The organism is Accumulibacter sp. (genome assembly GCF_029255125.1).
Classification (GTDB): Bacteria; Pseudomonadota; Gammaproteobacteria; order Burkholderiales; family Rhodocyclaceae; genus Accumulibacter.
Genome location: NZ_JAPUVR010000106.1, coordinates 1 through 20,435, shown reverse-complemented (window position 1 = coordinate 20,435; position 20,435 = coordinate 1). Strand labels below are relative to the sequence as shown.

The window sequence follows — 20,435 nt, the reverse complement described above, 5'->3', positions numbered from 1 at the left end:
GCGACCACGCCAACCTACCCTTCCCCGCCAGACAGATCGACGACCCGCCGCGAGGCTGGTCGTCGGCTTCAGCAGCGGACGACGTCGACCGCGCTGTGGATGGTAATGTCATCGACCCAGGCGCGCGCGCACACCGGGCTATAGATATTGGCGTAGGCGGCGACTTCGAGCGTCAGCACGACCGTGCGATTGGCGAAGCGCGCCAGGTCGATTCCTGGCCGGCGCAGCCATTCGCTCTCCTGATGCAGCATGCCGATCGCAGTGACCTCGTCGACGACGACACCGTCGACCAGGACGCGGAAGCTGGCGCTCGTATAGTCGTTGACCGCCGCGCTCAAATCGAGCCGGCGGACGTAGCACAGTTCAGGCCGTTCGCCGAGGGTCAGCCGGCGTGCGATGGCGCTCGTCCGGGCGCCGACGGTGCCCGTCTCGCCCGCCGTGACGCAGCCGTAGAGCATTGCTCCGCCACGGAAAGCACGCGCATCACCGTGCAGCAGTTCCCATCCCGAGCCTTGCCAGCCAGCCGCTTTCAGCTTGGCCTCGCCGTTCGCCAGGCCGTTGCGCGCAGCGATTCCCTTGAGCACGCCAGCCGCTTCCAGTGCCGTCGAAACGATCGCCGGAACGTCGATGCCGAGCGGCGCCGAACTGCTCGAGCGGCGCTCCCGGTCAGCCTTGAGCAAGCCTGCTGCCTCGAGCGAGGCCGCAATGATCCCGTGTACGTCGAGGCCGAACGGCCGAGCGGTGGCGCCGCGGGAATCGTCCGCCGCGCCTGTGCGATCGCCGGATGCCCCGCCGGTCGGGCCGCTGGCCGCGTCGGAGCGCTCGTCCCGGGCCAGATGTTCGCCCTCCCGGGTGACTCCGGCTCCCGCCGGCGCAGCATCACCGCCTGCCGCAGCGCCATCGACGACACCGGCCGGCGCCTCACCAGCGACCGCGCGTTCGCCACATAGCCCCCAGAATTCGGCAATCCGGTGCGTCGATGAAATCCCCACCGCGTTAAAGAAGGGCGCAGCCGTTCCGCATTGATGGGGCGCTGCGCCGGGGTCGATGGCAGCGCCATGCGCCATGCCGGCAATCGTATAGGATTCGATCAGCTCATCGCCGTCGGCCGCCAGCCAGACACGCCGCGCATGGCCGTCTACCCGCGTTTCGATCGTCGGCGACAGCGCCAGGCCATGCAGATCGGTCCACTGCTTGAGGATTTCTTCGGCATTCACGGGCTTGACCGCCGTATCGGCGTCACCGTGCCAGACCGATACCTTCGGCCACGGACCACAATGCGGCGACGCTGCGCGGACAAGGTCACCCCATTCGCGCGGCGCACGGGGTCGCCCGACGAAAATCGTCTCGAGCCCTTCCTGCAGACCGTTCGCCGCGCGATAGGGAACACCCGCAAGGATCGCCCCGCCAGCGAACACATCGGGATACGTCGCGAGGAGGACAGCGGTCATCGCACCACCCGACGAGGTACCGGTCACGTAAACCCGGCGGCGGTCGAGTTGCTGCTCGCCGAGCAGCTTGTCGACCATCTGTCGAATCGACACCGGTTCGCCGCGCTCGCGCTCGTTGTCTTCCGGGCGAAACCAGTTGAAACAGCGCAAGGGATTGTTGTTCCACTGCTGCTGGGGAAAAAGCAGGGCGAAGCCGTGCCGGTCGGCCAGCGTCGACCAACCTGCTCCCTTGTTGTACGAAGCAGCACTCTGCGTGCAGCCGTGCAGAACGACGACCAGCGGCGCGTTCTTCGGCAGGTTTGCCGGCAAGTAGGTGAGCATGCGCAGCTCGCCCGGGTTGGAACCGAAGTCCACCACCTCGCGCAAGCGGTGCTCCTGCGCATCGACCTGGTCGGACCAGGCCTGCACGGCGGCCAGCGCCGAAAGCAGTTTCTCCCAGCGCTTGCCATGCGGCGTCTTCGCCGCAAGTTCTGCCATCCGGGCAATGGCGGCCACTTTGTGGCCAAGTTTCTTGATCATCGATGAACTCCTGTCGTCGGACAAGGTAGTGACGAGGCCGATCTCGAGCATCTTGCGGACCGGCAGGAAAACGCTGTGGAAGAGTCCGGGGTCGACCACTCCACCACGTTGGGGATCGAGCCAGGCGGGCGGCGACGCGTCCGCTGCCAGGCCATAGGTATGACTGATGACTGCCCGCCTGCCTTGCCGGAACGTGCTGAACTGTAAAGCAGCCACCGGGCAGGCGCGGTTGACCCAGACGCCGAAGAACTCGCTGGCAACGATCGCGCGCGTTTCTTCGGCGCAAGCCAGTTCGAGCACACCCGCCAGTGCATCGGCGAAGCGCAAGCCGTCGAGCCGTATCGTCAGCGCGTGCGGCGCCTCCTCGCTATCCACCGGCGCCGGCCCGAAGAGCACGCGTGGCACATCGCCGCCGGCGGCCACCGCCCGCGGTTGCAAGGCGCCGTAGCAGCGGATCGCCTCAACCGTCTGCGCTTGCTGGGGCGCCGCCATGGCGCCGATCAGCAGTTGTGCCGCGTATTCCGGCGTCGCCGGCGGTGAGCCGCGGCCGCGCGGGCCTGCGGCGACCAGGCCGCTGCTGACCATCAGGGTGACGCGAAAGCGCAGGTCGCGCCGCGACTCGCCAAGGATGTCGGCGAGGCGTTCGCTGAATTCGTAACGTGCGATCGAGTTTGCCATGCCCGAACGATAGCACGCCCCGCTCAGGATTGCACTTAATTTTTGAGTAAGTGACGAAAATTAATTTTCGATTGGACGGGCCTCGAAAACCAGATCGGCAAAGCGTGCCTCGACGGCCTCGCCGGTGTTGTCAGTATCGGCGCCCACCGCCAGGCCCGAAATCGGTGGAACCGGGCCACCGAATGCGGCGTGGAAGTCGCTCGCCACGTCGCGCACGAGCTCGCGCCACTGTCCGGCGTGAGTTGGTCCGGAATCGACGACGATCATCCGCAGACGATCGGTATAGGGATTCCAGCCCGCCTCGCCAACCGCCTGGGCGTTTCCCCAGACGTAACATAGCGCGGCCGCCGGCAGTCGGGCGCCGTGCAGCAAGCGCGCGGCGGCGATGCGCAGCCGGTCGCGCACGCTCAGACGCTCGGGCGGCAGGTCGAAGAGGACATAGACACGCGCCGCGTAATCGTCACCGTCCTTGCGCCGCAGGTCGGATGCCGTCACGATGTTCGAAACGCGCCAGCGCCAGCGCAACAGCGGTGTCTTCGCCGGGTCTATCCGCAGCACGACCGCCAGGCTGGACGCCGAGCGCTCCGAGCGCACGCGCAGCACGGTCGTTCCCTGATCGCCGACCAGGTCGAAGCGATTCGTTCTATCGACTGACGGCAGCGTCTGATGCGTCCACCCGGTCGGCAGCCGCTCCCCGGGCGGCTGCGCCGAAAAGCGTGGCACCGCGCTGCGCCCGCTGTCGACCGACACCGTCTCAGCCGCAGCAGGCGCCGGCCGCGCATCGACACCGCCGATGATCGCTGGCGCGGCGAGCAGCCAACGGACAACGGTTCGGCGCGCCAGCTTGATCGGCCGCCCGGGCCGGACTTCTCCCCCGGCACGCACCGTCGTGCGGGCCGGCGCGCCGGATGACGCTGGTGACGAGCCTGGCACCCACCTCCGGCGGCTCACGGCGACTCTGGCGCGCCGGCTCGCGCGCGCGCAGCCGACGGCAAACCGGCCACACGCAGCTCACGGCAGTCAGAGAATGCGGGCAGTTCGCCCAATCGCAGCAGATCGGCCGGCCGGTCAACATCCCACAAAACCGGAAGTTCAGTCCAGGGCAGAGCCAAATCGCGCAAACGCCGACGCGTTTGCGCCATCACCCGGGCGCTCCCCCAGTCGATATCGACGAACAGGCGCGGCTCGGCGAAACGCAGCCCGACCAGAACGTATCCGCCGTCTTCAGCCGGGATGAACACCGCCGCGTTCGCCCCGCCCGGGGTCGACGGCAGCGCAGCGAGTGCGGCGGCAGCGGCAATCAGATGCTCCGCCTGCAAGGCCGGGCAGTCACTGCCGACGAGCAGCAACGGCCCCGCGTGCGCAGCAAAAGCTGCCGCCATGCGCGCCCCGAGGTTGCCGCCGGACTGGCTGCACAGAGCGACCGCGCAGTGCTCACGCACGGCGCGGAAGAAGCGATGCCGCGCGTCGGGGGCAGCGTAAAGCACGACCTGGCCCAGCCCGGCGCGGCGCGTCATTGCCAAGGCATGCAAAGTCAGGCGCCGATGCAGGCGCGCTGCGCCGACCGGTCCGAGCAGCGCGATCAGGCGCGTCTTGCAGTTGCCCGCCACCGGCGCGCGCGCGAATACGGCAATCGTCGGCACGTCGCCCTCGTTGCCCACGGCGCAGCCGCCGGCTGGCGCAGGCGAACTGGCGATTGGCGACGGCCGACCGGCGGCGGTCAATCGCCGATCGGGGTCAGCGTTCGCGTGCTGCATAGCCATAACGAACCGCCAATCGGGCCGGGTCGGCGCCCAGGAAGTAGCGCAGGCGCAAGGACCACATCAGCAGGATCGTCCGCACGACGCCGTTCTTCTCCCAGCGCCGCCCGGAAGTGAGCACGCGCGCGCGCAGGCAGGCAGGCCGCGCCAGGCGGAGCAACCGGCGCGACAGCGCAATGTCCTCCATCAACGGCAGTTCGGGAAAACCCCCGGCGCGCGCGAAAACGTCCTGGCGAACGAAAATCGCCTGGTCGCCGGTCGCGATGCCGGTCAAACGCGAACGCAAGTTCATCATTCGCTCGACCACGCGCAACAGGCGATGGCGTCCGTCGATTGTCACATCGAAACGACCCCATAAGGCGCCGCGCGCGACCGCTCGCTGAATGAGCGCATCGGCCTGCGCCGGCAGCGTCGTATCGGCATGCAGGAAAAGCAGCACGCCACCCTGGCTGGTGCCAGCACCGGCGTTCATCTGCGTCGCTCGCCCGCGCGCGGTGACCAGGAAACGATCGACCGCTGCCCGCGCCAGGTCACCCGTTCCATCCCGGCTGCCGCCATCGACGACGATCAGTTCAGCGCCGCGCTGCCGCAGTGCCTGCAGCGCAGCCAGCCGGGCGGAAATCGTCGCTGCCTCGTCGAGTACCGGAATGATGATCGAAAGCGCGGGCAGCCGCTCGCGGCCGGTCGCAGCAAGTGACGCATTCGTCATCGCTGGCAGTGTCCGGGAAGTCTCATCACCGCTCACCGTCGCGCCAACCGCAATTCGGCAGCGACCGGAGCGTCCGCTTTGGGCAGAACCGCTTGCATCGCAAAAAACTCCTTGGCCAGGCCGCATTGTTGCGCAAACACAACACTTGAATCAAGCGCCTTCACGGTATAGTCTCGCCTGCCCCCGGCCATCTGCGCGCCGCAGCGAGCCACGCCGGGACTCAACCAATCCGCAGGAACGATGTCCAGCCAGCCTTCAGTCTCCGCCCCGATGGCGTTGAAACCTGCCAGTGAGACGTCCGGAAGTCGAATCGAGCCGCCTTTTCGCGTTCCCTGGACGGCGTTTGGCGAGGATGACGATTACGGTCGCTCGCTGACTCTGAAAATCGGCAACGCCCGCCAGGTTTTTCGCTGGATTCCTCCCGGTTGCTTCATGATGGGCTCACCGGCCGACGAAGCGCAGCGCGGCAACAGCGAAAGCCAACACGAAGTGCGCCTGTCGTATGGCTACTGGCTGGCCGACACCGCCTGTACGCAGGAGTTCTGGCTCGCCGTCTGGCCGGTCAATCCCAGCCACTTCGACGCCTGCCGACAGAATCCGGTCGAAAACGTCAGCTGGCACGATGCGCAAGGCTTCATCAGCGAGCTGAACAAACGATTGCCCGGGCTCGCCGCGCGTCTGCCGAGCGAAGCCGAGTGGGAATACGCCTGCCGTGCCGGCACCACGACAGCGTTTTCCTTCGGCCCAGGAATCACCCCCGAGCAGGTGAATTACCACGGCGAGCATCCGTACGCTGGCGGCGCGCCGGGAATCCATCGTGGTCAGACGGTGCCGGTCGCTTCGCTGCCGGCCAACCCTTGGGGCCTGTACGAAATGCACGGCAACGTCTGGGAGTGGTGTGCCGACTGGTATTGCGAGTATGTCTGCGAACCGCAGTCCGACCCGCGCGGGCCACCGTACGGCAAGATGCGCGTGCTGCGCGGCGGCACCTGGAGCGACCCGGCGCGCTATGCACGCTCGGCCACGCGCAGCCGGATCGAGCCCGCCTACCGCCCGCGCAGCACAGGTTTTCGCCTCGTCCTCGGTCCGCGCTGAAAGCTGGCCTGCCAACCGTTGGGCAGCCGGCGCGCGGCTGGCGTGCGCCTGGCGAGGGATGCGCTCAGTAGGCCGAGGCTGGCCGCCAGCCTGCCTCATCCTTCCTTCCGTCGGCTCCCGGCAGCGCGCCGCCGGTCGCCGCGCCGCCCGCACCGGCGCGGTATTCGACGAGTTCAGTGCGTTCGCCTCCGACGACCGTACCTCCCTTGCGCACCAGGCTTTCCAGCGCGAGAACGCCACGCATGCGCTCGGGCGCCACCCATGCCCGCCGCTCGAGCTCAGCGCCACCGGCCAGATTGAGGCCGCGCGCTTCGATCCGATAGGCGTCGAAGGTGCCGGCCGGCAGAGTGATTCGTTCGCGCGCCGCAACACGCAGATCGAAACGGACGTTCACCTTCGACCCATCGGGCTGGGTGACGATGAACTGGGCGGACCAACGCTTACCCAGCGCATAGTCGTTGATGAAGAACTGGTACGGTGTCCAGCGTGTACCATCGGGCGCCTGAACCGAATTGCCGAAAAGGTCGGTGACTTTGCTGCCATCGTTGAAGAAGACCTCGTCGCCAGCGATCCTGAGTACTGTATCGTCGATCTGCTGCGTTTCCTGCTGAGTGAGCAAATCGAGACTCCGATAGCGATAGCGCTCGCCAGGTCGAAACGGCAGTGCGGCGCCCGGATAGGAGGCTGCCGACGATCCGCTGACCACGCCTGGCACGCACGCCTCGCGCGCCAAAGCCGGCGAAACGCTCGCCTGAACGGGCTTCTCGCCCTTCCGGCGAAGCACGAAATCGAGCCTGTGCTGCGCGAGTTCGGCGAATTTGCCGCTCGGCCGCTGGCGGATGAAAGCCTCCAGCGGTTCGGGCGTCGTTGCCTCGCGCAGCTTGCTCCACGCCGCGAGATCGGCTTCGAATTCCTTCTGCTCGCGGTTGAGCTCGCGCCTGGTTTCGCCGAGGAACGAGAAATCGCCTTCCAGCGAAGTACTTTCCCAAGGGATCTGTGCTCCTTGCGAAGCGCGCCGCACAGCCAGGCGAACACGCTTGAACACATCTTCCACCGCTGCCCCGGGGACCGCCATCTCCTGCAGCAACCTCCCGGTATACAGTCCGTGCTCGCCTTCGCCGTCGTCGGCGGTGTTGCCCGGCGCCGTTGCGTAAGCGAGCAGCGTTCCCGGCGGCGCGTCGAGTTGTGACAGGCCGCGATCGTCAACGCGGAAGTCGCTGCCCAGGGGATTATTGCGGCAGGCGTCGAGAATCACCAGATTGAGCGCGTTGCGTGCCCGCCCGAGCACTTCCAGCAGGAGCCCGAGATCGACCCCCTGTCCGGCAATGTCCGCCTGGTTCCTGATGCGCACGTCCACCGGCAGCATGAAGTTGCGCCAGTTGAGTTGTACGCCGTGCCCGGCGTAGTAGAAGACGCCAACCGTACGGCTGTCGCGCAGCAGCGCGTCGCCGAACTTGCGGATCGCCTCGTGCAGGTCACGGCGACCAACATCAAGCACCAACGTCACGCCAAAACCCGCCTGGCGCAGGCGTTCTGCCACCGCGCGCGCGTCGCCCGCCGGGTTGACCAGTGGTGCCGAGCGATACGCGCCATTACCCACGACCAAAGCAACTCGCGGCCCGCCGGCCGCTGGCTCGGCGGCCATCAAAGCGCGCGCAGGCACGACCAGCAAGCTGAGGATCAGGCAAAGCGCAAAGCGGGAGAATCGATGGCAAGACATCGCGGCAGCACTCCGGAGACACGCGGGAAGCAAACTATACCCTCATCCCGCGGCGCTGCGTCAGGCGCCCGGCCGGGCGCCGCGCCAGAGCGCTTACCCGGCCATCGCCAGGTGGGTTATTCGCCTTGATACCCGGTAACCGGCGGCGCGATACCCCCGAAAGCAAGAACGAAAACCATGATGATCACGACCAGAATGACCAAGAGGGCGATCCCGCCGTAGATCACCTGGTCGGTCAGGATACGGCGCGCCCAACCGCGCAGGCCAAGATAGTCGGCAATCGACAACGGGCGATCGCTTTCTGCGGTCACTTCCTCTTCGGCAACGAAGCGCAAACCGCACGCTCGGCAGCGATAGGGCGCCTGATGCTTGACGCGCAGCGCCAAGCCCTCTTGCGGACCGCGGCGACGCGAACGACGAACGTCGTCCGATTGACACTTTGGGCAGTTCATACGAGAAACGAAGCTCCGTGCTGTCGCCTGCTCGAAAAACGCAGGCGGGTTCCTGGTGGGCGATGCGGCGATGCGCTGCAGTCTACCGTCACCCGGAACCGTGTCTGTGCGCATTGTCACGAACGTTTGCGGGCGGATCTCGGAGGCGCGTCGCTAGTTCCGCGCGGCTCCCCGCGCCAGCCACGCAGCGGCTAGCAGGAAGGCGAAGAAGCAGAGGGCCGACCAATTGGCCATCGATAGATGAAGGAAAACCCACTCCTTGCTGCTGCAGAAGCCAGTGGCCATGAACATCTGGGGCCACAGATCGCCAAACCAATAGACGATGCGCTCGATCAGGTTCGGCTCACCAGAGCCGCACTCCAGACTTGCGTCAGGCTGCCACTGCAGCCAGCTCTGGTAGCTCGCGGTCGTCACCCCGCCAGCCGCGGTGAGCACGAGCAGGCCGCAGAACAGCCGCCGCGCGACAGGAACGAAAGCGGCGAAAAAGGCAAGCGCCGCCAGCAGCAGATACAGCAGACGTTGGAAGATACACAGCGGGCAGGGCTGCAGGTGGAGCAGCTCGCCGATTCCCCAGGCCGCTGCCGTCAGGCTGATCGCTGCCACACCAACGACGACGAACGCGTGCCGTAGCGCCAGGCGCATCAGCGCATCCCCGAACACGCGGCTGATCGGGCAAGCAGACAGCACGCGCACGCCACGTCCGACGCCAACTGCCGCGGCAAGCGGATTTCCCCCATCACTCGCAACTCCAGCCAGGAAAACCTTCGATTTTACGGCAAAGGCACGCTCCACAGGCACGCTGCCACGCTGCCCCACGCTGCCCGGGCGGGAGTATATCGCTCGTCGAGTCCGCCTTTTTCCGCTGCCAGGCGTTATTCGCGAGAAGCGTACGCCTGGCGCCGACAACCCGTTATGATTGAGCGATGAAGACACGCATCTTGCTGATCGAGGACGACGAGCGCCTCGCCCTACTGACTGCCGAATACCTGCGCAAGAACGACTTCGAGGTCCTCGTCGAAGCGCGCGGTGACGCCGCCGAAGAACGCATTCTCGGCGAGCGTCCCGATCTGGTCATCCTCGATGTCATGCTGCCGGGGAAGGACGGTTTCGAAATCTGCCGGGCCGTTCGTTCACGCTTCACCGGCGTGATCCTGATGCTGACCGCGCGCGAAGAGGATTTCGACCAGATCTTCGGTCTTGAGCTGGGCGCCGACGACTACATCGCCAAGCCTGTTCAACCGCGCCTGCTGCTCGCCCGCATCAAGGCCTTGTTACGCCGAACCGTGCCCGCTGCCGGCGGACAGAGCGGTGGCGAGAACGAGAGCGGCGAGCCCACCGAACTCGCCTTCGGGCGCTTCCGGATCAGCCAGACGACGCGCAACGCTGCACTCGGCGACGACAGCATCGACCTGACGACGGCCGAGTTCGACCTCCTCTGGCAACTCGCCCGCCATGCCGGCAACATCCTCTCGCGCGACAACCTGCTGCAGGAACTACGTGGGATCGGCTTCGATGGGCTCGATCGCTCGATCGACGCGCGCATTTCGCGCCTCCGCCGCAAACTCGGCGACGACCCGGAAAACCCGACGCGGATCAAGACTGTACGCGGTAAGGGCTACCTGTTCAGCAAGCATGATTGGCAGTAATCGACTGCTCGCCCGGCTGGGGACCTACAAACCGGCGCCGTGGCGGGGCCGCTACAGCCTGTCGCGGCTGTTCTTCAACTTTTACTTGCTGGTCATGGGTTCCTTCGTGGCCATCGCGATCTTTGCCGATTTCGTCATCTCGGCGGCGATCAAGGGAGTCACCAACGATTACACCAGCCGCTTCATGCGCGGGACGATCGTGCTCATCGAAGACGAGTTGTTTCGCAAGCCACGCTCAGAATGGCCAAAAACGATCGAGGCGCTCGACCGCAAGTTCGCCTACAAGCTGGAAATCGTCGATCGGTGGACGCTGAAGCTTCCGCCAGAAGAGGCCGAGAAGCTCGACGGCGGCGAACTGGCGATCGACGCGCAAGGCGATATCGTATACCACCGCCTGAAGCAGACGCCGCAAATCCTGGTCGTCGGCCCGATATCGCCCGAGCGCAATCCCGAGTACCAGCGCGGCCTGCCGCTCGATCTGCGGATCAGCCTGTTGACCTGGAGCCTGATTGGCGTCTGCCTGGCAATCGTCGTCTGGTTCTGGGTCTACCCGGTCTGGCGCGACCTGGAAGCGATGCGCCAGACCGCACGCGCGCTTGGCGAAGGTCTCTTCGATGCGCGCGCGCCGGGCATGCGCAGCAGCGCCTTCGGGCCGCTTGCCGAGACGCTCAACGGCATGGCCGAGCGGATTCAACTGCTGATCGCGACGCAGAAGGAACTGTCGAGCGCCATCTCGCACGAATTGCGAACACCGATCGCGCGCCTGCGCTTCGCGCTCGAAATGCTCACCGAAACCGACGAGACGAGCGAGCGCGAACGCTTGCGCAAGGCGATGGAGGACGATCTCGGCGAACTCGACGGCCTGATCGACGCCAGTCTGACCTATGCCCGCTTCGAGCGCGAACAACCCGAACTGCAGATCAGCTCGGTCGACATCGCCGTCTGGCTCGCCGAGCAGATCGAGGCGGTTCGCCTGCTCAGCCGCGAAATCGACCTCCGGCTCGACACCTCGGCGCTGCCGCCGGGCCAGCGTGTTGAAATCGATTGCCGCAGCCTGCCATATGCTATCGCCAACCTGCTGCGCAACGCCATCAAGTACGCACGCTCGCGAATCGAGGTCAGCGCCGAAATCAGCGAGGGCTGGATCAGCGTGCACGTCGACGACGACGGAATCGGCATTCCCCGCGACGAGCGCGAGCGCGTCTTCCTCGCCTTCACCCGGCTCGACCGCTCGCGCGACCGGACGACCGGCGGTCACGGTCTGGGCCTGGCGATCGCCCGCCTGGTTCTTGAACACCACGGCGGAACGGCGACCGCGGGCGAGTCGCCAAGCGGTGGTGCGCGCCTGACGCTGACCTGGCCGCTGTCACAAAGCGTCACCGAAAGCTGACGCAATCGCGCAAGACGACGTGGCGCCTGGTCTCTATCATCTCGCTCTGTTCACACCACAACGAGCGAGGAGACGAGACAATGAGCGAATTCAGAGCAAACTGCGAACGGTTTCTGGCTACCACGCGGCAGCATTTCTTTGCCGGTGATCGCGCGATAGCCTTCCAGAGCGACCTCAGCGGCGGCCCGGCGCAAGCGCTCAACAGCGAAACGCACCCGCGCGCCCACACCGGAAAATGAGTACGGTGGCACAACCCCAGGTCCCGTTCCCGCTTGCCGAGGGTCTCGGCATCTTCTTCGGGATCGCAGCCTGGGATGTGCTCAGCGTCGGCAAGGTCGATCTGCTGACCGCCGGGCTGCTTGCCGCCGGCGCCTCCGGCGTCTGGTACGGCGCCCGCTGCTGGCTCGCGCACCGCCGACGCAATCGGCTTTGACCGCCGACCGACGCGGCGAATCCTGACAGTACCAGCTTTCCCTCCCTGATGCCCACCGCCCCGGGTGGGCCTTCAACCGCGCTCCCCCAGCGCGGTTTTTTTTTGTCCGACGCAGGGCAGCAGCCTTCGGCTGGTGCCGGCAGACTGCGCCTTCTCCCGCGCGCGGCGACTGCGCTCCCTGACCCGCTGGGCACCGCCGCTCAGGCGGCTGCTGCGTCGCCGACGATGCGTACTTCGCGTTGCGGGAAAGGAATCTCGATGCCGTGCGTGCGGAAGGCGCGCCAGATCGCCAGATTGACCGCCGAGCGAACGCCGCCGGTACCCTCTTCTGGATCGTTGATCCAGAAGCCCAGATCGAGATTGATCCCGCTGTCGGCAAAGGCAGTCAGCAGCGCCTGCGGCGGCGGATCGGCGAGGACGCGCGCTTGCTCGCGCGCGGCCTCGACCATCAGCCGCATTGCCGCTTCAAGGTCGGTGCCGTAGGCCACCTGCAGCGAAACGACCAGGCGCACGCGCGGATCGGCGAAGGATTCGTTGCGCACGATGTTCGACACCAGATATTCGTTCGGAATGATCACCGCCGTCCCGGTGAGCGTACGCACGACCGTATAACGCGCGGTGATCTCGTTCACCACACCGGAAGTCGCCGCGTCGATGGCGACGACATTGCCCAGGCGAATCGAGCGATCGAGCAGAATGATGAAGCCGCTGACGTAGTTGCTGGCAATCCGCTGCAGGCCAAGACCGAGACCGACGCCGAGCGCGCCGCCGAAAACCGACAGCGTGGTGATGTCGATGCCGACCAGCGAGAGGCTGAGCAGGAGAGCGATCACCGAGAGCACCGCCTTGACCAGCCGGCCGAGGACGACGCGCAGGCTGGAATCGAGCCCTTCGCTGGCGAGCAGGCGACGCTCGACGACGCCGGACAGCCAGAGCGCGACGAGCACGGTGACGATGACCGTGACAATGCCGTTGAGCAAGGTCCACAGGTCGAGCTTCTGCTTGCCGATGTGCAGGCTGACCTGTTCGAGCAATTCGATCAGCGGCTCGGCCAGACCGCTCAGGTAGAGCGCCAGGCAGAGCCAGATGCCGGTTGCGACGAAGCGCTCGGAAGTCGCCAGCCAGCCGCTCGGCGAAAATGCGTGGCGCAGAACGTAGATCGCCGCGCGCACCAGTGCCATCGACAGGAGCAGCGGCAGCGCCACATCGAGCAGGCTGACCGAGCCCAGATGCCAGAACTTGAACAGCTTGCGGGCAACCAGGATGAAAGCGAAGCCGAGCAGCGGAAAGGCGACGCGTTTCAGGCTGCCGGTTCCGAAGGTACGCAGCGCGCCGTGCTCGGCGCTGGTCTGGGCAAAATCCGCCCGCCGGCCGTAACGCGAGAGGCCCCAGGCGAGCAGCAGGCTGATCCCGAGTGCGACGATCTGGCGAATGAAGTTCGGGTCGCTGACGTCGTGCCAGAGCTCGATGAGCAAGGCAAAGGTCTGTTTTTCGTTCATGTCCTCTCCATCGCCACAGCGTAGAAAGCGTCCGTCGCGTGCACCTGCGGGAGCAGCCGCAAGCGCTCGCCGCAGCTTACGGCGATCTGCTGCGCGGCAAGAATCTCCTCGGCCGAGTGGACGATGAAGTCCGGATGCGCGCTGAGGAAGGCGTCGACCACCGCCTCGTTCTCCGCCGCGAGCAGGCTGCACGTCGCGTAAACCAGGCGCCCGCCGGGTTTGACCAGCGTCGCCGCAGCACGCAGGATCGCCGCCTGCTTGACGCTCAGTTCGTCTACGCTAGCCGGCGTCTGCCGCCACTTCAAATCGGGATTGCGGCGCAGCGTGCCCAAGCCTGAGCACGGCGCGTCGACCAGGACGCGGTCGAGCTTGCCGGCCAGCCGTTTGACCTTCAGGTCGCGCTCGGACTCGATGCGCAGCGGATGCACGTTCGACAGACCTGAGCGTGCCAGGCGCGGCTTCAGGCGCGCCAGCCGGTGCTCGGCAACGTCGAACGCATACAGGCGGCCTTGCGAGCGCATCAGCGCGCCGAGCAGCAAGGTCTTGCCGCCGGCCCCGGCGCAGAAATCGGCGACCATTTCGCCGCGCTTCGGCTGAAGCAGAAAACCGAGCAACTGGCTGCCTTCGTCCTGGACTTCGAGGCTGCCGTCGATGAACAGCGGATGCGCAGACAGCGCCGGCTTTTCCGCCAGGCGAACGGCGAGCGGCGACCAGCGTCCGGCGGCCGCGGCAATCCCGTCGGCGTGCAGGCGAGCGAGCACCGCCGGCCGGTCGGTCTTCAGCGGATTGACGCGCAGGTCGAGCGGCGCCGGTCGATTGAGCGCCGCCGCCAGCGCAGCCAGGTCGTCGGCGGAAAATTGTCCAGCAAGTTGCTCGTACAACCAGTCAGGCAGATCGAGGCGAACCGCCGGCGGCAGGTCTTCCACGCGCAGCGCCTTGGCCTGCGCCAGCCAGCGGCTTTCGCTGGCGTTGAGAAACGGCGCCAACTGGCGCAGGTTCAGCCCCTGCCGGCAGGCCAGCGCGGCGAGCAGCAGACGGCGCGAGCTGAGGTCGCCGGCACAGCGCGCGGTGAGCGAACGGCGATGGCGGAGAACGGCGAAGACGTTCTCGGCGATAAACGCCCGATCGGCGTGACCGAGTTCGCGCTGGTGCCGGAAATAAGTCGAAACGACCGCGTCGGCCGGCAGGTGGGTCTTCAGCAATTCGCCAAGCAGGCGTTCGGCGTGCGCGAGCAGAACGGGGTGAATGTTCGTCATCAGGGTTCCCGGGTGAAATCGATGTGGGTCGCCGACTGCACGAAGACGTCACCCTTGCGATCGACATGGCGAATCTTCACCGGCAGCAGCGCCTGCTCGTAAGCCAGCCAAAGCTCGGTCGTCGCCGTGCCGGCAAGGCGCAGGTGCAGGCAGCGGAAACTGCCCGCCGGTGTCTCGATCGTCTCCTCGCCCATCACCTCGATCCGATAGCCGGCCAGCTTGCGGCCAGTAGCGACGTTCACTGCGACGCCGGAATGCTCGGGCAGCAGCGCCAGTTGAAAGTTCAGCGACAGGATGTCCTGCGTCCCGCCGCGCAGCGCCAGCGGCGGCCGCTCGCCCATGCGCACCTGGCGCGCCGGCCAGTCGAAATCGATCTCCTCGGCGCGCTCGCGTCCGCTGCGGCGGACGACGAAGTGCTCCGGAACGAGGCCGCTGGAACCGACCCGGCCGCGACTCTCGGCCTCGACGCGCACGCGTTTGAACAGGGCGACCAGCCCGCTCGTCTCGCTCAGCGCGCTGATCCGGTAACGGTCGGCGCGCACCTCCCACTCCTGCCGCGCGAAACCGATCGGGAAACTGCGGTCGCCACGCTCGACGCGGTAGCGAATCGAGCCGCGCGCCGGCAGACGCGCGGTGACGACGACCGGCGGTGTCGCCTCGACAGCGGCCGGCTCATCGCCGCCCACCTCGGGTACGCCGGCCACTCCGGGTATGCCCGGAACGCTGCCCATCCCGGGTGCGCCCGCCACATCGCCCACTTCGTCCGGCGCAGCGGGCTGCTCTGCCGCCCGTTCCGGCTGATCGTCCGCCGCCGGCGCATCGCCAAGCGCGTCGGCCGGCGCCGGTTCGTCCGGCGCGACCTCTGGCGGTGCGCTCGCGGGCGGCGCAGCGACGATTGCCGAGTCACGCGGCGGCGTCGGACGCGCCGCACGCGGTCGCGCCGGCGGCGGCCGCGGCGCCGCGCGCCTTACCGGCGGCGGGTCGCTGAGCTGCGCCGGCGCTGCACCGCCCGTCTGCGGCGACGGACGCAACTCGGCGAGCAACGGGGGTGGATCGCCCGCGCCCGGCAAGCTCATCTGCGTCGCGAAGAGCGCCAGCGCATGCAGCACGAGCGAGACGAGCAGAGCAACGAGCAAACCACGCTGCATCGGCCCGCCGGTCAGCCGGCCGCGCTCGCCGGAACGATCAGCCAGGGGTGCGCGGCCTGTTCGACGGCACAGACGACGCGCCCCTGGCGCAACTGCAGGCGGCCTTCGGCGAACCAGCGCACGGCGAGCGGGTAGATCCGGTGCTCCTGCGCGATAACGCGCGCGGCCAGCGTCTCCTCATCGTCGCTGTCGAGAACCGGAACGGCTGCCTGGACGACGATCGGCCCATGGTCGAGGTCGGCGGTGACGAAATGCACGCTGCAGCCGTGAATCCGCACGCCCTCGGCGAGCGCCCGCCGGTGCGTGTGCAGACCGGGGAAGGCGGGCAGCAGCGACGGATGAATGTTGAGCAGACGACCGGCGTAGCGTTGCACGAAAGCCTCGCCGAGGATGCGCATGAAGCCGGCGAGAACGACCAGATCCGGCGCGCAAGCGTCGATCGCCTCGGCCAGCGCGGCGTCGAACTCTGCGCGGCCGGCGAAAGCGCGATGATCGACGACGCAGGTCGGCACGCCGGCGGCGGCGGCCGTCGCCAAACCGGCGGCATCCGGCCGATTCGCCACGACGCCAGCGATGCGTACCGGCAGGTCGCCGCGCCCGGCGGCGTCCAGCAGCGCAGCCATGTTGCTGCCCCGCCCGGAAATCAGGATGACGAGCGAAATCATGCTTGCCCTCCAGCCTGCCGATGCTGCCACCAGCCGTAGACGACCGGCAGCAGCGAAATGACGATGATCGCCACGATGACCAGCGTCAGATTCTGCTGGATCCACGGCAGATTGCCGAACCAGTAACCGGCCAGCGTCAGCGAGCCGACCCAGGCCAGCGCGCCGATCAGGTTGAAGAACGTGAAGCGCGCGTAGCCCATCGCGCCGATCCCGGCGACGAAGGGCGCGAAAGTCCTGAAGAGCGGCAGGAAACGCGAAATGACCAGCGTCTTGCCGCCGTGCTTCTCGTAGAAAGCGTGCGTCTTGTCGAGCGCCGCCTTGTTGAAGAAGCGCGACTGCTCCCAATGGAAGACCTTCGGTCCGAGAAAGCGACCGATCTGGTAATTGACCATGTTGCCGAGGATCGCCGCCGCGCTGAGCACCGCGAGCAGGATGCCGATGTCCATTCCACCGAGCGCCGCCAGCGCGCCGGCGACGAAAATCAGCGAGTCGCCGGGCAGAAAAGGCGTCACGACAAAACCCGTCTCGCTGAAGATGATCGCGAAGAGAATCACGTAAATCCATTGTCCGTACTGCTGGACAAGCAAAGCCAAGTGCTTGTCGAGATGCAGGACGATGTCGATGAAGCTGAGCAGGTAATCCATGAACGGCCGGGAAGCGAAGGAAGGAGGGAGGGAAGGACGGAAGCCGGAACGGCGGCAAGCGCCGGCGCGCAGGCGGGATTCTACCGGAAGCCGGCCCGCTCTGCCCGGCGGCGGCCGTCGACCAGCGATCGCCGCTGCCGGGCGCCCGGCCGGCAGACAATCTCCCTCCCGCCGACACGCCCGGCGAGAGATAATCGCGCCAGCGCCCATCGTCCAGGGGAAAACGATGTCCCAACCGCCGGCCCGGCCCAGCGTCTTCATTTCGAGCACATCGATCGACCTGCCCGAGCATCGCCGGCAGGTCGTCGCGGCCTGCCTCGGCCTCGGCTATTTCCCGCTCGGCATGGAATACTGGCCGGCGGAGGACGCCGACGCCGAAGCCGTCTGCCTGCGCGAAGTCGACGCGGCCGATATTTTCGTCGGCCTCTACGCCTTCCGCTACGGCTGGAAGCCAGCGGGCAGCGCCGTTTCAATCTGCGAGATCGAGCATGAGCGCGCCAGGGACGGCGGCAAACCGCGCCTGCTTTTCTTCATGGACGAAGAGCATCCGTGGCCGGCCAGCCGCGTCGACAAGGGCAAGGACGGCGACTTGCTTGCCGCCTTCAAGCAGCGGCTGCGCAGCGAGCGCGTCAGCAGCCGCTCGTTCACCACCGCCAACGACCTCGCCGGACTGCTGACGCAGGCGCTCGTCGCGCACGAAAAGCGCCACCCGCGCCACAGCGCAGCGGACGGCGCAACCAGCAGCGGCGCGCCGGGCGCCACCGCCCCTACGCCGGCCGGCCCGCCGCCCGCGCTCATCGACTGCCCCTACCGCGACCTGCGCGCCTTCACTGACGCCGACGCGCCGTTCTTCTTCGGCCGCGAGGGCTTCACGCGCGAGCTGCTGCAGGCCGTCGACGGCAGCCCTTTCGTCGCTGTCGTCGGCGCTTCCGGCAGCGGCAAGTCGTCGGTCGTCCAGGCCGGGCTGATTCCGGCGCTGCGCCGGCGCGGCGGCTGGGCGGTCGGCGTGCTGCGGCCGGGCGAGGAACCCTGGCGCAGCCTCGCCGGCTGCCTGCACGATCTGGCCGCCACGGGTCGGGCGGACGCCGCCGGTAGCGCCGGCGCGCTGCGCCAGCTCGTCATCGGCCAACTGGCCGACGAACTGGCAAAGGGCGCCGACGGCGGCAAGCTCGCGCTGCGTCACCTGCTGCCCGACATCCTCGCCGGCCAGCCGGGCAGCCGCCGTCTGCTGCTGCTCGTCGATCAATGGGAGGAGCTGTACACCTACGAGAAGAAGGACGCCGCCGGCGACGAGATCAGCGCGCCGACGGCAGCAACGGCGGCAACCGCCGCACGCTTCGCCGACGCGCTGATCACTGGTACGCAGCAGGCGCCGCTGACCGTCGTCCTCACGCTGCGCGCCGACTTCACGCACCACGCCGTCGACCACCGCCCGCTGCGCGACCGCCTGCAGGCGGCAACCGTCTTCCTCGGCGGGATGACGCGCAGCGAGCGCGAGCGGGCGATCGTCGGCCCGGCCGAGGTCGCCGGCTTCGCTTTCGAAGACGGCCTCGTCCGCCGCATGCTGGACGACGTCGGCGACGAGCCGGGCAACCTGCCGCTGCTCGAATTCTGCCTGACGCAGCTTTTCGCGCAGCGCGACGCCGCCGGCCGCATGTGCCATCGCGCCTACGACGCGCTCGGCGGCGTCGCCGGCGCCATCGTCCGCTACGCCGACGGCGTGCTCGACGAACTCGCACCCGGCGGCGCGCAGCAGCGCCATGACCTCGTGCGCGACGTCTTCCTGCAGCTCGTGCAACTGGGCGACAACAGCGAAGACACGCGCCGGCGGGCGCGGCGCGGCGATTTCGCCGCCGCCGCACAGCCGCTGATCGAGCAACTGGCCAGTAAGCGCCTGCTCGTCGTCGGCAACGACCCGGCGCGCGGCGAGGAGACGGTCGAAGTCGCGCACGAAGCGCTGATCCGGCGCTGGCCGCGCCTGGTCGACTGGCTGGCTGAAAACCGCGCCGACCTGCACCAGCGACGCGAGATCGAGCGTGCGGCGCAAGCCTGGCAGACGCACGGCGATTCCCATCGCTGGTCGGACGAGCGGGTCATGAACGAAACGGCGCCGATGCTGCGCCGGCTGGGGACGCGCTTCGCGCTGAGCGAGAACGAGCGCCGCTTCCTCGGCCCGCTCGCCGCCGACGAGCTGCTCGCCCGTCTCGCCGACCCGGCGACGACGCACGGTGAACGGGCAAGGATCGGCGACCGCCTGACGCTGCTGCCCGACGGCGACCCACGCCCCGGCGTCGGCCTGACCGCCGACGGCGTTCCCGACCTCGTCTGGCAGGCGATCCCCGGCGGCGAGGTGGTGCTCGCAGTCGACGAGGCGGCGCCGACGCGACGGCGACGCTTCAAGGTCCAGCCTTTCCACATGGCCCGCTACCCGATCACCGTCGCCCAATGGCAGGCTTTCGTCGCCGCCGAGGAGGGCTACGAGGCGTTGGTGCGCCGGGTGCGCGGCTGGGAACCTGACCCGCAGCGCGGGCGCGCCAACCAGCCGGCGGTCATGATCACCTGCTTCGAAGCGATCGCCTATTGCCGCTGGCTCACCCGCGTCGCCGGCCACGAGGTCCGCCTGCCGACCGAATGGGAGTGGCAGCAGGCGGCGACCGGCGGCGACGCGCAGCGCGATTACCCCTGGGGCGAATGGCACGCGGGGTGCGCCAACACCTTTGAAAACCAGCTTGGCCGCATGACCGCGGTCGGCGTGTACCCGGCGGGCCAGTCGGTGCACGGCGTCTTCGATCTGGCCGGCAATGTCTGGGAGTGGTGTCTCAACGCCTACGACACGCCAAAGGATGTGAGCGAAGACGGCGACGCCCGGCGCGTGGTGCGCGGCGGCTCCTGGCTCGCCAACCGCGGCGACGCGCGCTGTGCTGTCCGCTACCTCTCCCATCCCGGAGGCCGCAACTACGCCCTTGGCGTTCGGGTGGTGTGTGTGTCCCCCATCCTTTTGAACCGCTGCCCACCGGAACGCTGATCTCTGTTTCTCTGCTGCTCTGTCTCTCTGTCGCCGCGCAGCGGCGTTCCGGGGCGCGCAGCGCCCCGCGCGAAATTTTTTCGGGCCTTGCCCATTTTGCCGCCGGCGCGGCGTCGCCAACAAGCCCGGCACCGCGGCCCACAGCGCTGCGGAAAGCGCTCGGCCACGCTCGTCGAACACCGCCTCCAGGCTCGCTGCGTCGAGCACACGCCGCGCCCACGTCTCCAGCCGCGCCGGTTCGGCGTCGGCCAGGCGGGTCTCGACCCAGGGCGGCAAAGCACCGAAACGGCAATTCAGCAACTGCCTGAGCAGCCGTGCCTGACCCTGCCCGATGCCTTGCTCGAT

Annotated in this window: 18 protein-coding genes; 6 read left to right on the top strand and 12 right to left on the bottom strand. The window is 67.6% G+C overall.

All coding sequences use genetic code 11. The features are described 5' to 3' along the window. Positions 1-68: 68 nt before the first annotated feature. From Q1L59_RS10960 to Q1L59_RS10945, 4 genes are all read right to left on the bottom strand, one after another. Positions 69-2,648, bottom strand: coding sequence for a PHB depolymerase family esterase (locus tag Q1L59_RS10960; protein WP_300332131.1), 2,580 nt, complete (start codon positions 2,646-2,648; stop codon positions 69-71). Between the two features lie 60 nt (positions 2,649-2,708). Further along, positions 2,709-3,533 (bottom strand): DUF3047 domain-containing protein, encoded by an 825-nt coding sequence (locus Q1L59_RS10955; protein ID WP_300332129.1) that lies wholly within the window; start codon positions 3,531-3,533, stop codon positions 2,709-2,711. 62 nt (positions 3,534-3,595) lie between these two features. Further along, positions 3,596-4,411: a TIGR04282 family arsenosugar biosynthesis glycosyltransferase gene (locus Q1L59_RS10950; protein ID WP_300332127.1), complete on the bottom strand. Its 816-nt coding sequence runs from the start codon at positions 4,409-4,411 to the stop codon at positions 3,596-3,598. Then, the gene (locus Q1L59_RS10945; RefSeq protein ID WP_300332125.1) at positions 4,386-5,117 is read right to left on the bottom strand and encodes a TIGR04283 family arsenosugar biosynthesis glycosyltransferase; all 732 of its coding nucleotides are present in this window, start codon (positions 5,115-5,117) and stop codon (positions 4,386-4,388) included. Before Q1L59_RS10945 ends, Q1L59_RS10950 begins: the two co-directional genes overlap by 26 nt. A 276-nt stretch (positions 5,118-5,393) precedes the next feature. On the opposite strand from Q1L59_RS10945, the gene Q1L59_RS10940 reads away from it, so the two are divergent. Next, positions 5,394-6,212, top strand: coding sequence for a formylglycine-generating enzyme family protein (locus Q1L59_RS10940; protein WP_300332123.1), 819 nt, complete (start codon positions 5,394-5,396; stop codon positions 6,210-6,212). Positions 6,213-6,276: 64 nt separating this feature from the next. Here the strand turns inward: Q1L59_RS10940 and Q1L59_RS10935 are convergent, their stop codons facing one another. The 3 genes from Q1L59_RS10935 to Q1L59_RS10925 form a co-directional block, all read right to left on the bottom strand. Beyond that, positions 6,277-7,932 (bottom strand): caspase family protein, encoded by a 1,656-nt coding sequence (locus tag Q1L59_RS10935; RefSeq protein ID WP_300332121.1) that lies wholly within the window; start codon positions 7,930-7,932, stop codon positions 6,277-6,279. A gap of 116 nt (positions 7,933-8,048) precedes the next feature. Next, positions 8,049-8,384: a hypothetical protein gene (locus Q1L59_RS10930; RefSeq protein WP_300332119.1), complete on the bottom strand. Its 336-nt coding sequence runs from the start codon at positions 8,382-8,384 to the stop codon at positions 8,049-8,051. A 153-nt stretch (positions 8,385-8,537) separates the two neighbouring features. Beyond that, positions 8,538-9,182 carry a disulfide bond formation protein B gene (locus Q1L59_RS10925; protein WP_300332117.1) on the bottom strand — a complete coding sequence of 215 codons (645 nt, stop codon included), beginning with the start codon at positions 9,180-9,182 and terminating at the stop codon, positions 8,538-8,540. 125 nt (positions 9,183-9,307) lie between these two features. Here Q1L59_RS10925 and Q1L59_RS10920 point away from each other — a divergent pair, with 125 nt between their 5' ends. The 4 genes from Q1L59_RS10920 (at position 9,308) to Q1L59_RS10905 (ending at position 11,853) form a co-directional block, all read left to right on the top strand. Further along, complete coding sequence (locus tag Q1L59_RS10920; RefSeq protein ID WP_300332115.1) at positions 9,308-10,030, top strand: winged helix-turn-helix domain-containing protein; 723 nt, start codon at positions 9,308-9,310, stop codon at positions 10,028-10,030. Further along, complete coding sequence (locus Q1L59_RS10915) at positions 10,017-11,420, top strand: ATP-binding protein (protein ID WP_300332114.1); 1,404 nt, start codon at positions 10,017-10,019, stop codon at positions 11,418-11,420. The genes Q1L59_RS10920 and Q1L59_RS10915 overlap by 14 nt, the downstream gene beginning before the upstream one ends. A gap of 80 nt (positions 11,421-11,500) precedes the next feature. After that, complete coding sequence (locus Q1L59_RS10910; protein WP_300332112.1) at positions 11,501-11,659, top strand: hypothetical protein; 159 nt, start codon at positions 11,501-11,503, stop codon at positions 11,657-11,659. A 5-nt stretch (positions 11,660-11,664) separates the two neighbouring features. After that, positions 11,665-11,853, top strand: coding sequence for a hypothetical protein (locus Q1L59_RS10905; protein WP_300332111.1), 189 nt, complete (start codon positions 11,665-11,667; stop codon positions 11,851-11,853). Between the two features lie 200 nt (positions 11,854-12,053). Here Q1L59_RS10905 and Q1L59_RS10900 read toward each other — a convergent pair whose 3' ends face one another. The 5 genes from Q1L59_RS10900 to Q1L59_RS10880 are packed head-to-tail and all read right to left on the bottom strand — an operon-like array spanning position 12,054 to position 17,065. Continuing rightward, on the bottom strand, positions 12,054-13,352 hold the full coding sequence (locus Q1L59_RS10900; RefSeq protein ID WP_300332109.1) for a mechanosensitive ion channel domain-containing protein: 1,299 nt from the start codon (positions 13,350-13,352) through the stop codon (positions 12,054-12,056). Continuing rightward, the gene (locus tag Q1L59_RS10895) at positions 13,349-14,608 is read right to left on the bottom strand and encodes an RsmB/NOP family class I SAM-dependent RNA methyltransferase (protein WP_300332108.1); all 1,260 of its coding nucleotides are present in this window, start codon (positions 14,606-14,608) and stop codon (positions 13,349-13,351) included. Before Q1L59_RS10895 ends, Q1L59_RS10900 begins: the two co-directional genes overlap by 4 nt. Further along, the gene (locus Q1L59_RS10890) at positions 14,608-15,756 is read right to left on the bottom strand and encodes a DUF3108 domain-containing protein (RefSeq protein WP_300332106.1); all 1,149 of its coding nucleotides are present in this window, start codon (positions 15,754-15,756) and stop codon (positions 14,608-14,610) included. The genes Q1L59_RS10895 and Q1L59_RS10890 overlap by 1 nt, the downstream gene beginning before the upstream one ends. Before the next feature lie 11 nt (positions 15,757-15,767). Continuing rightward, positions 15,768-16,421, bottom strand: a complete 654-nt coding sequence (gene purN, locus Q1L59_RS10885) for a phosphoribosylglycinamide formyltransferase (RefSeq protein WP_300332104.1) — start codon at positions 16,419-16,421, stop codon at positions 15,768-15,770. Further along, positions 16,418-17,065, bottom strand: coding sequence for a DedA family protein (locus tag Q1L59_RS10880; protein WP_300332102.1), 648 nt, complete (start codon positions 17,063-17,065; stop codon positions 16,418-16,420). The genes purN and Q1L59_RS10880 overlap by 4 nt, the downstream gene beginning before the upstream one ends. A 226-nt stretch (positions 17,066-17,291) precedes the next feature. Here Q1L59_RS10880 and Q1L59_RS10875 point away from each other — a divergent pair, with 226 nt between their 5' ends. Further along, positions 17,292-20,090, top strand: a complete 2,799-nt coding sequence (locus tag Q1L59_RS10875) for an SUMF1/EgtB/PvdO family nonheme iron enzyme (RefSeq protein ID WP_300332100.1) — start codon at positions 17,292-17,294, stop codon at positions 20,088-20,090. Positions 20,091-20,435 lie beyond the last annotated feature (345 nt).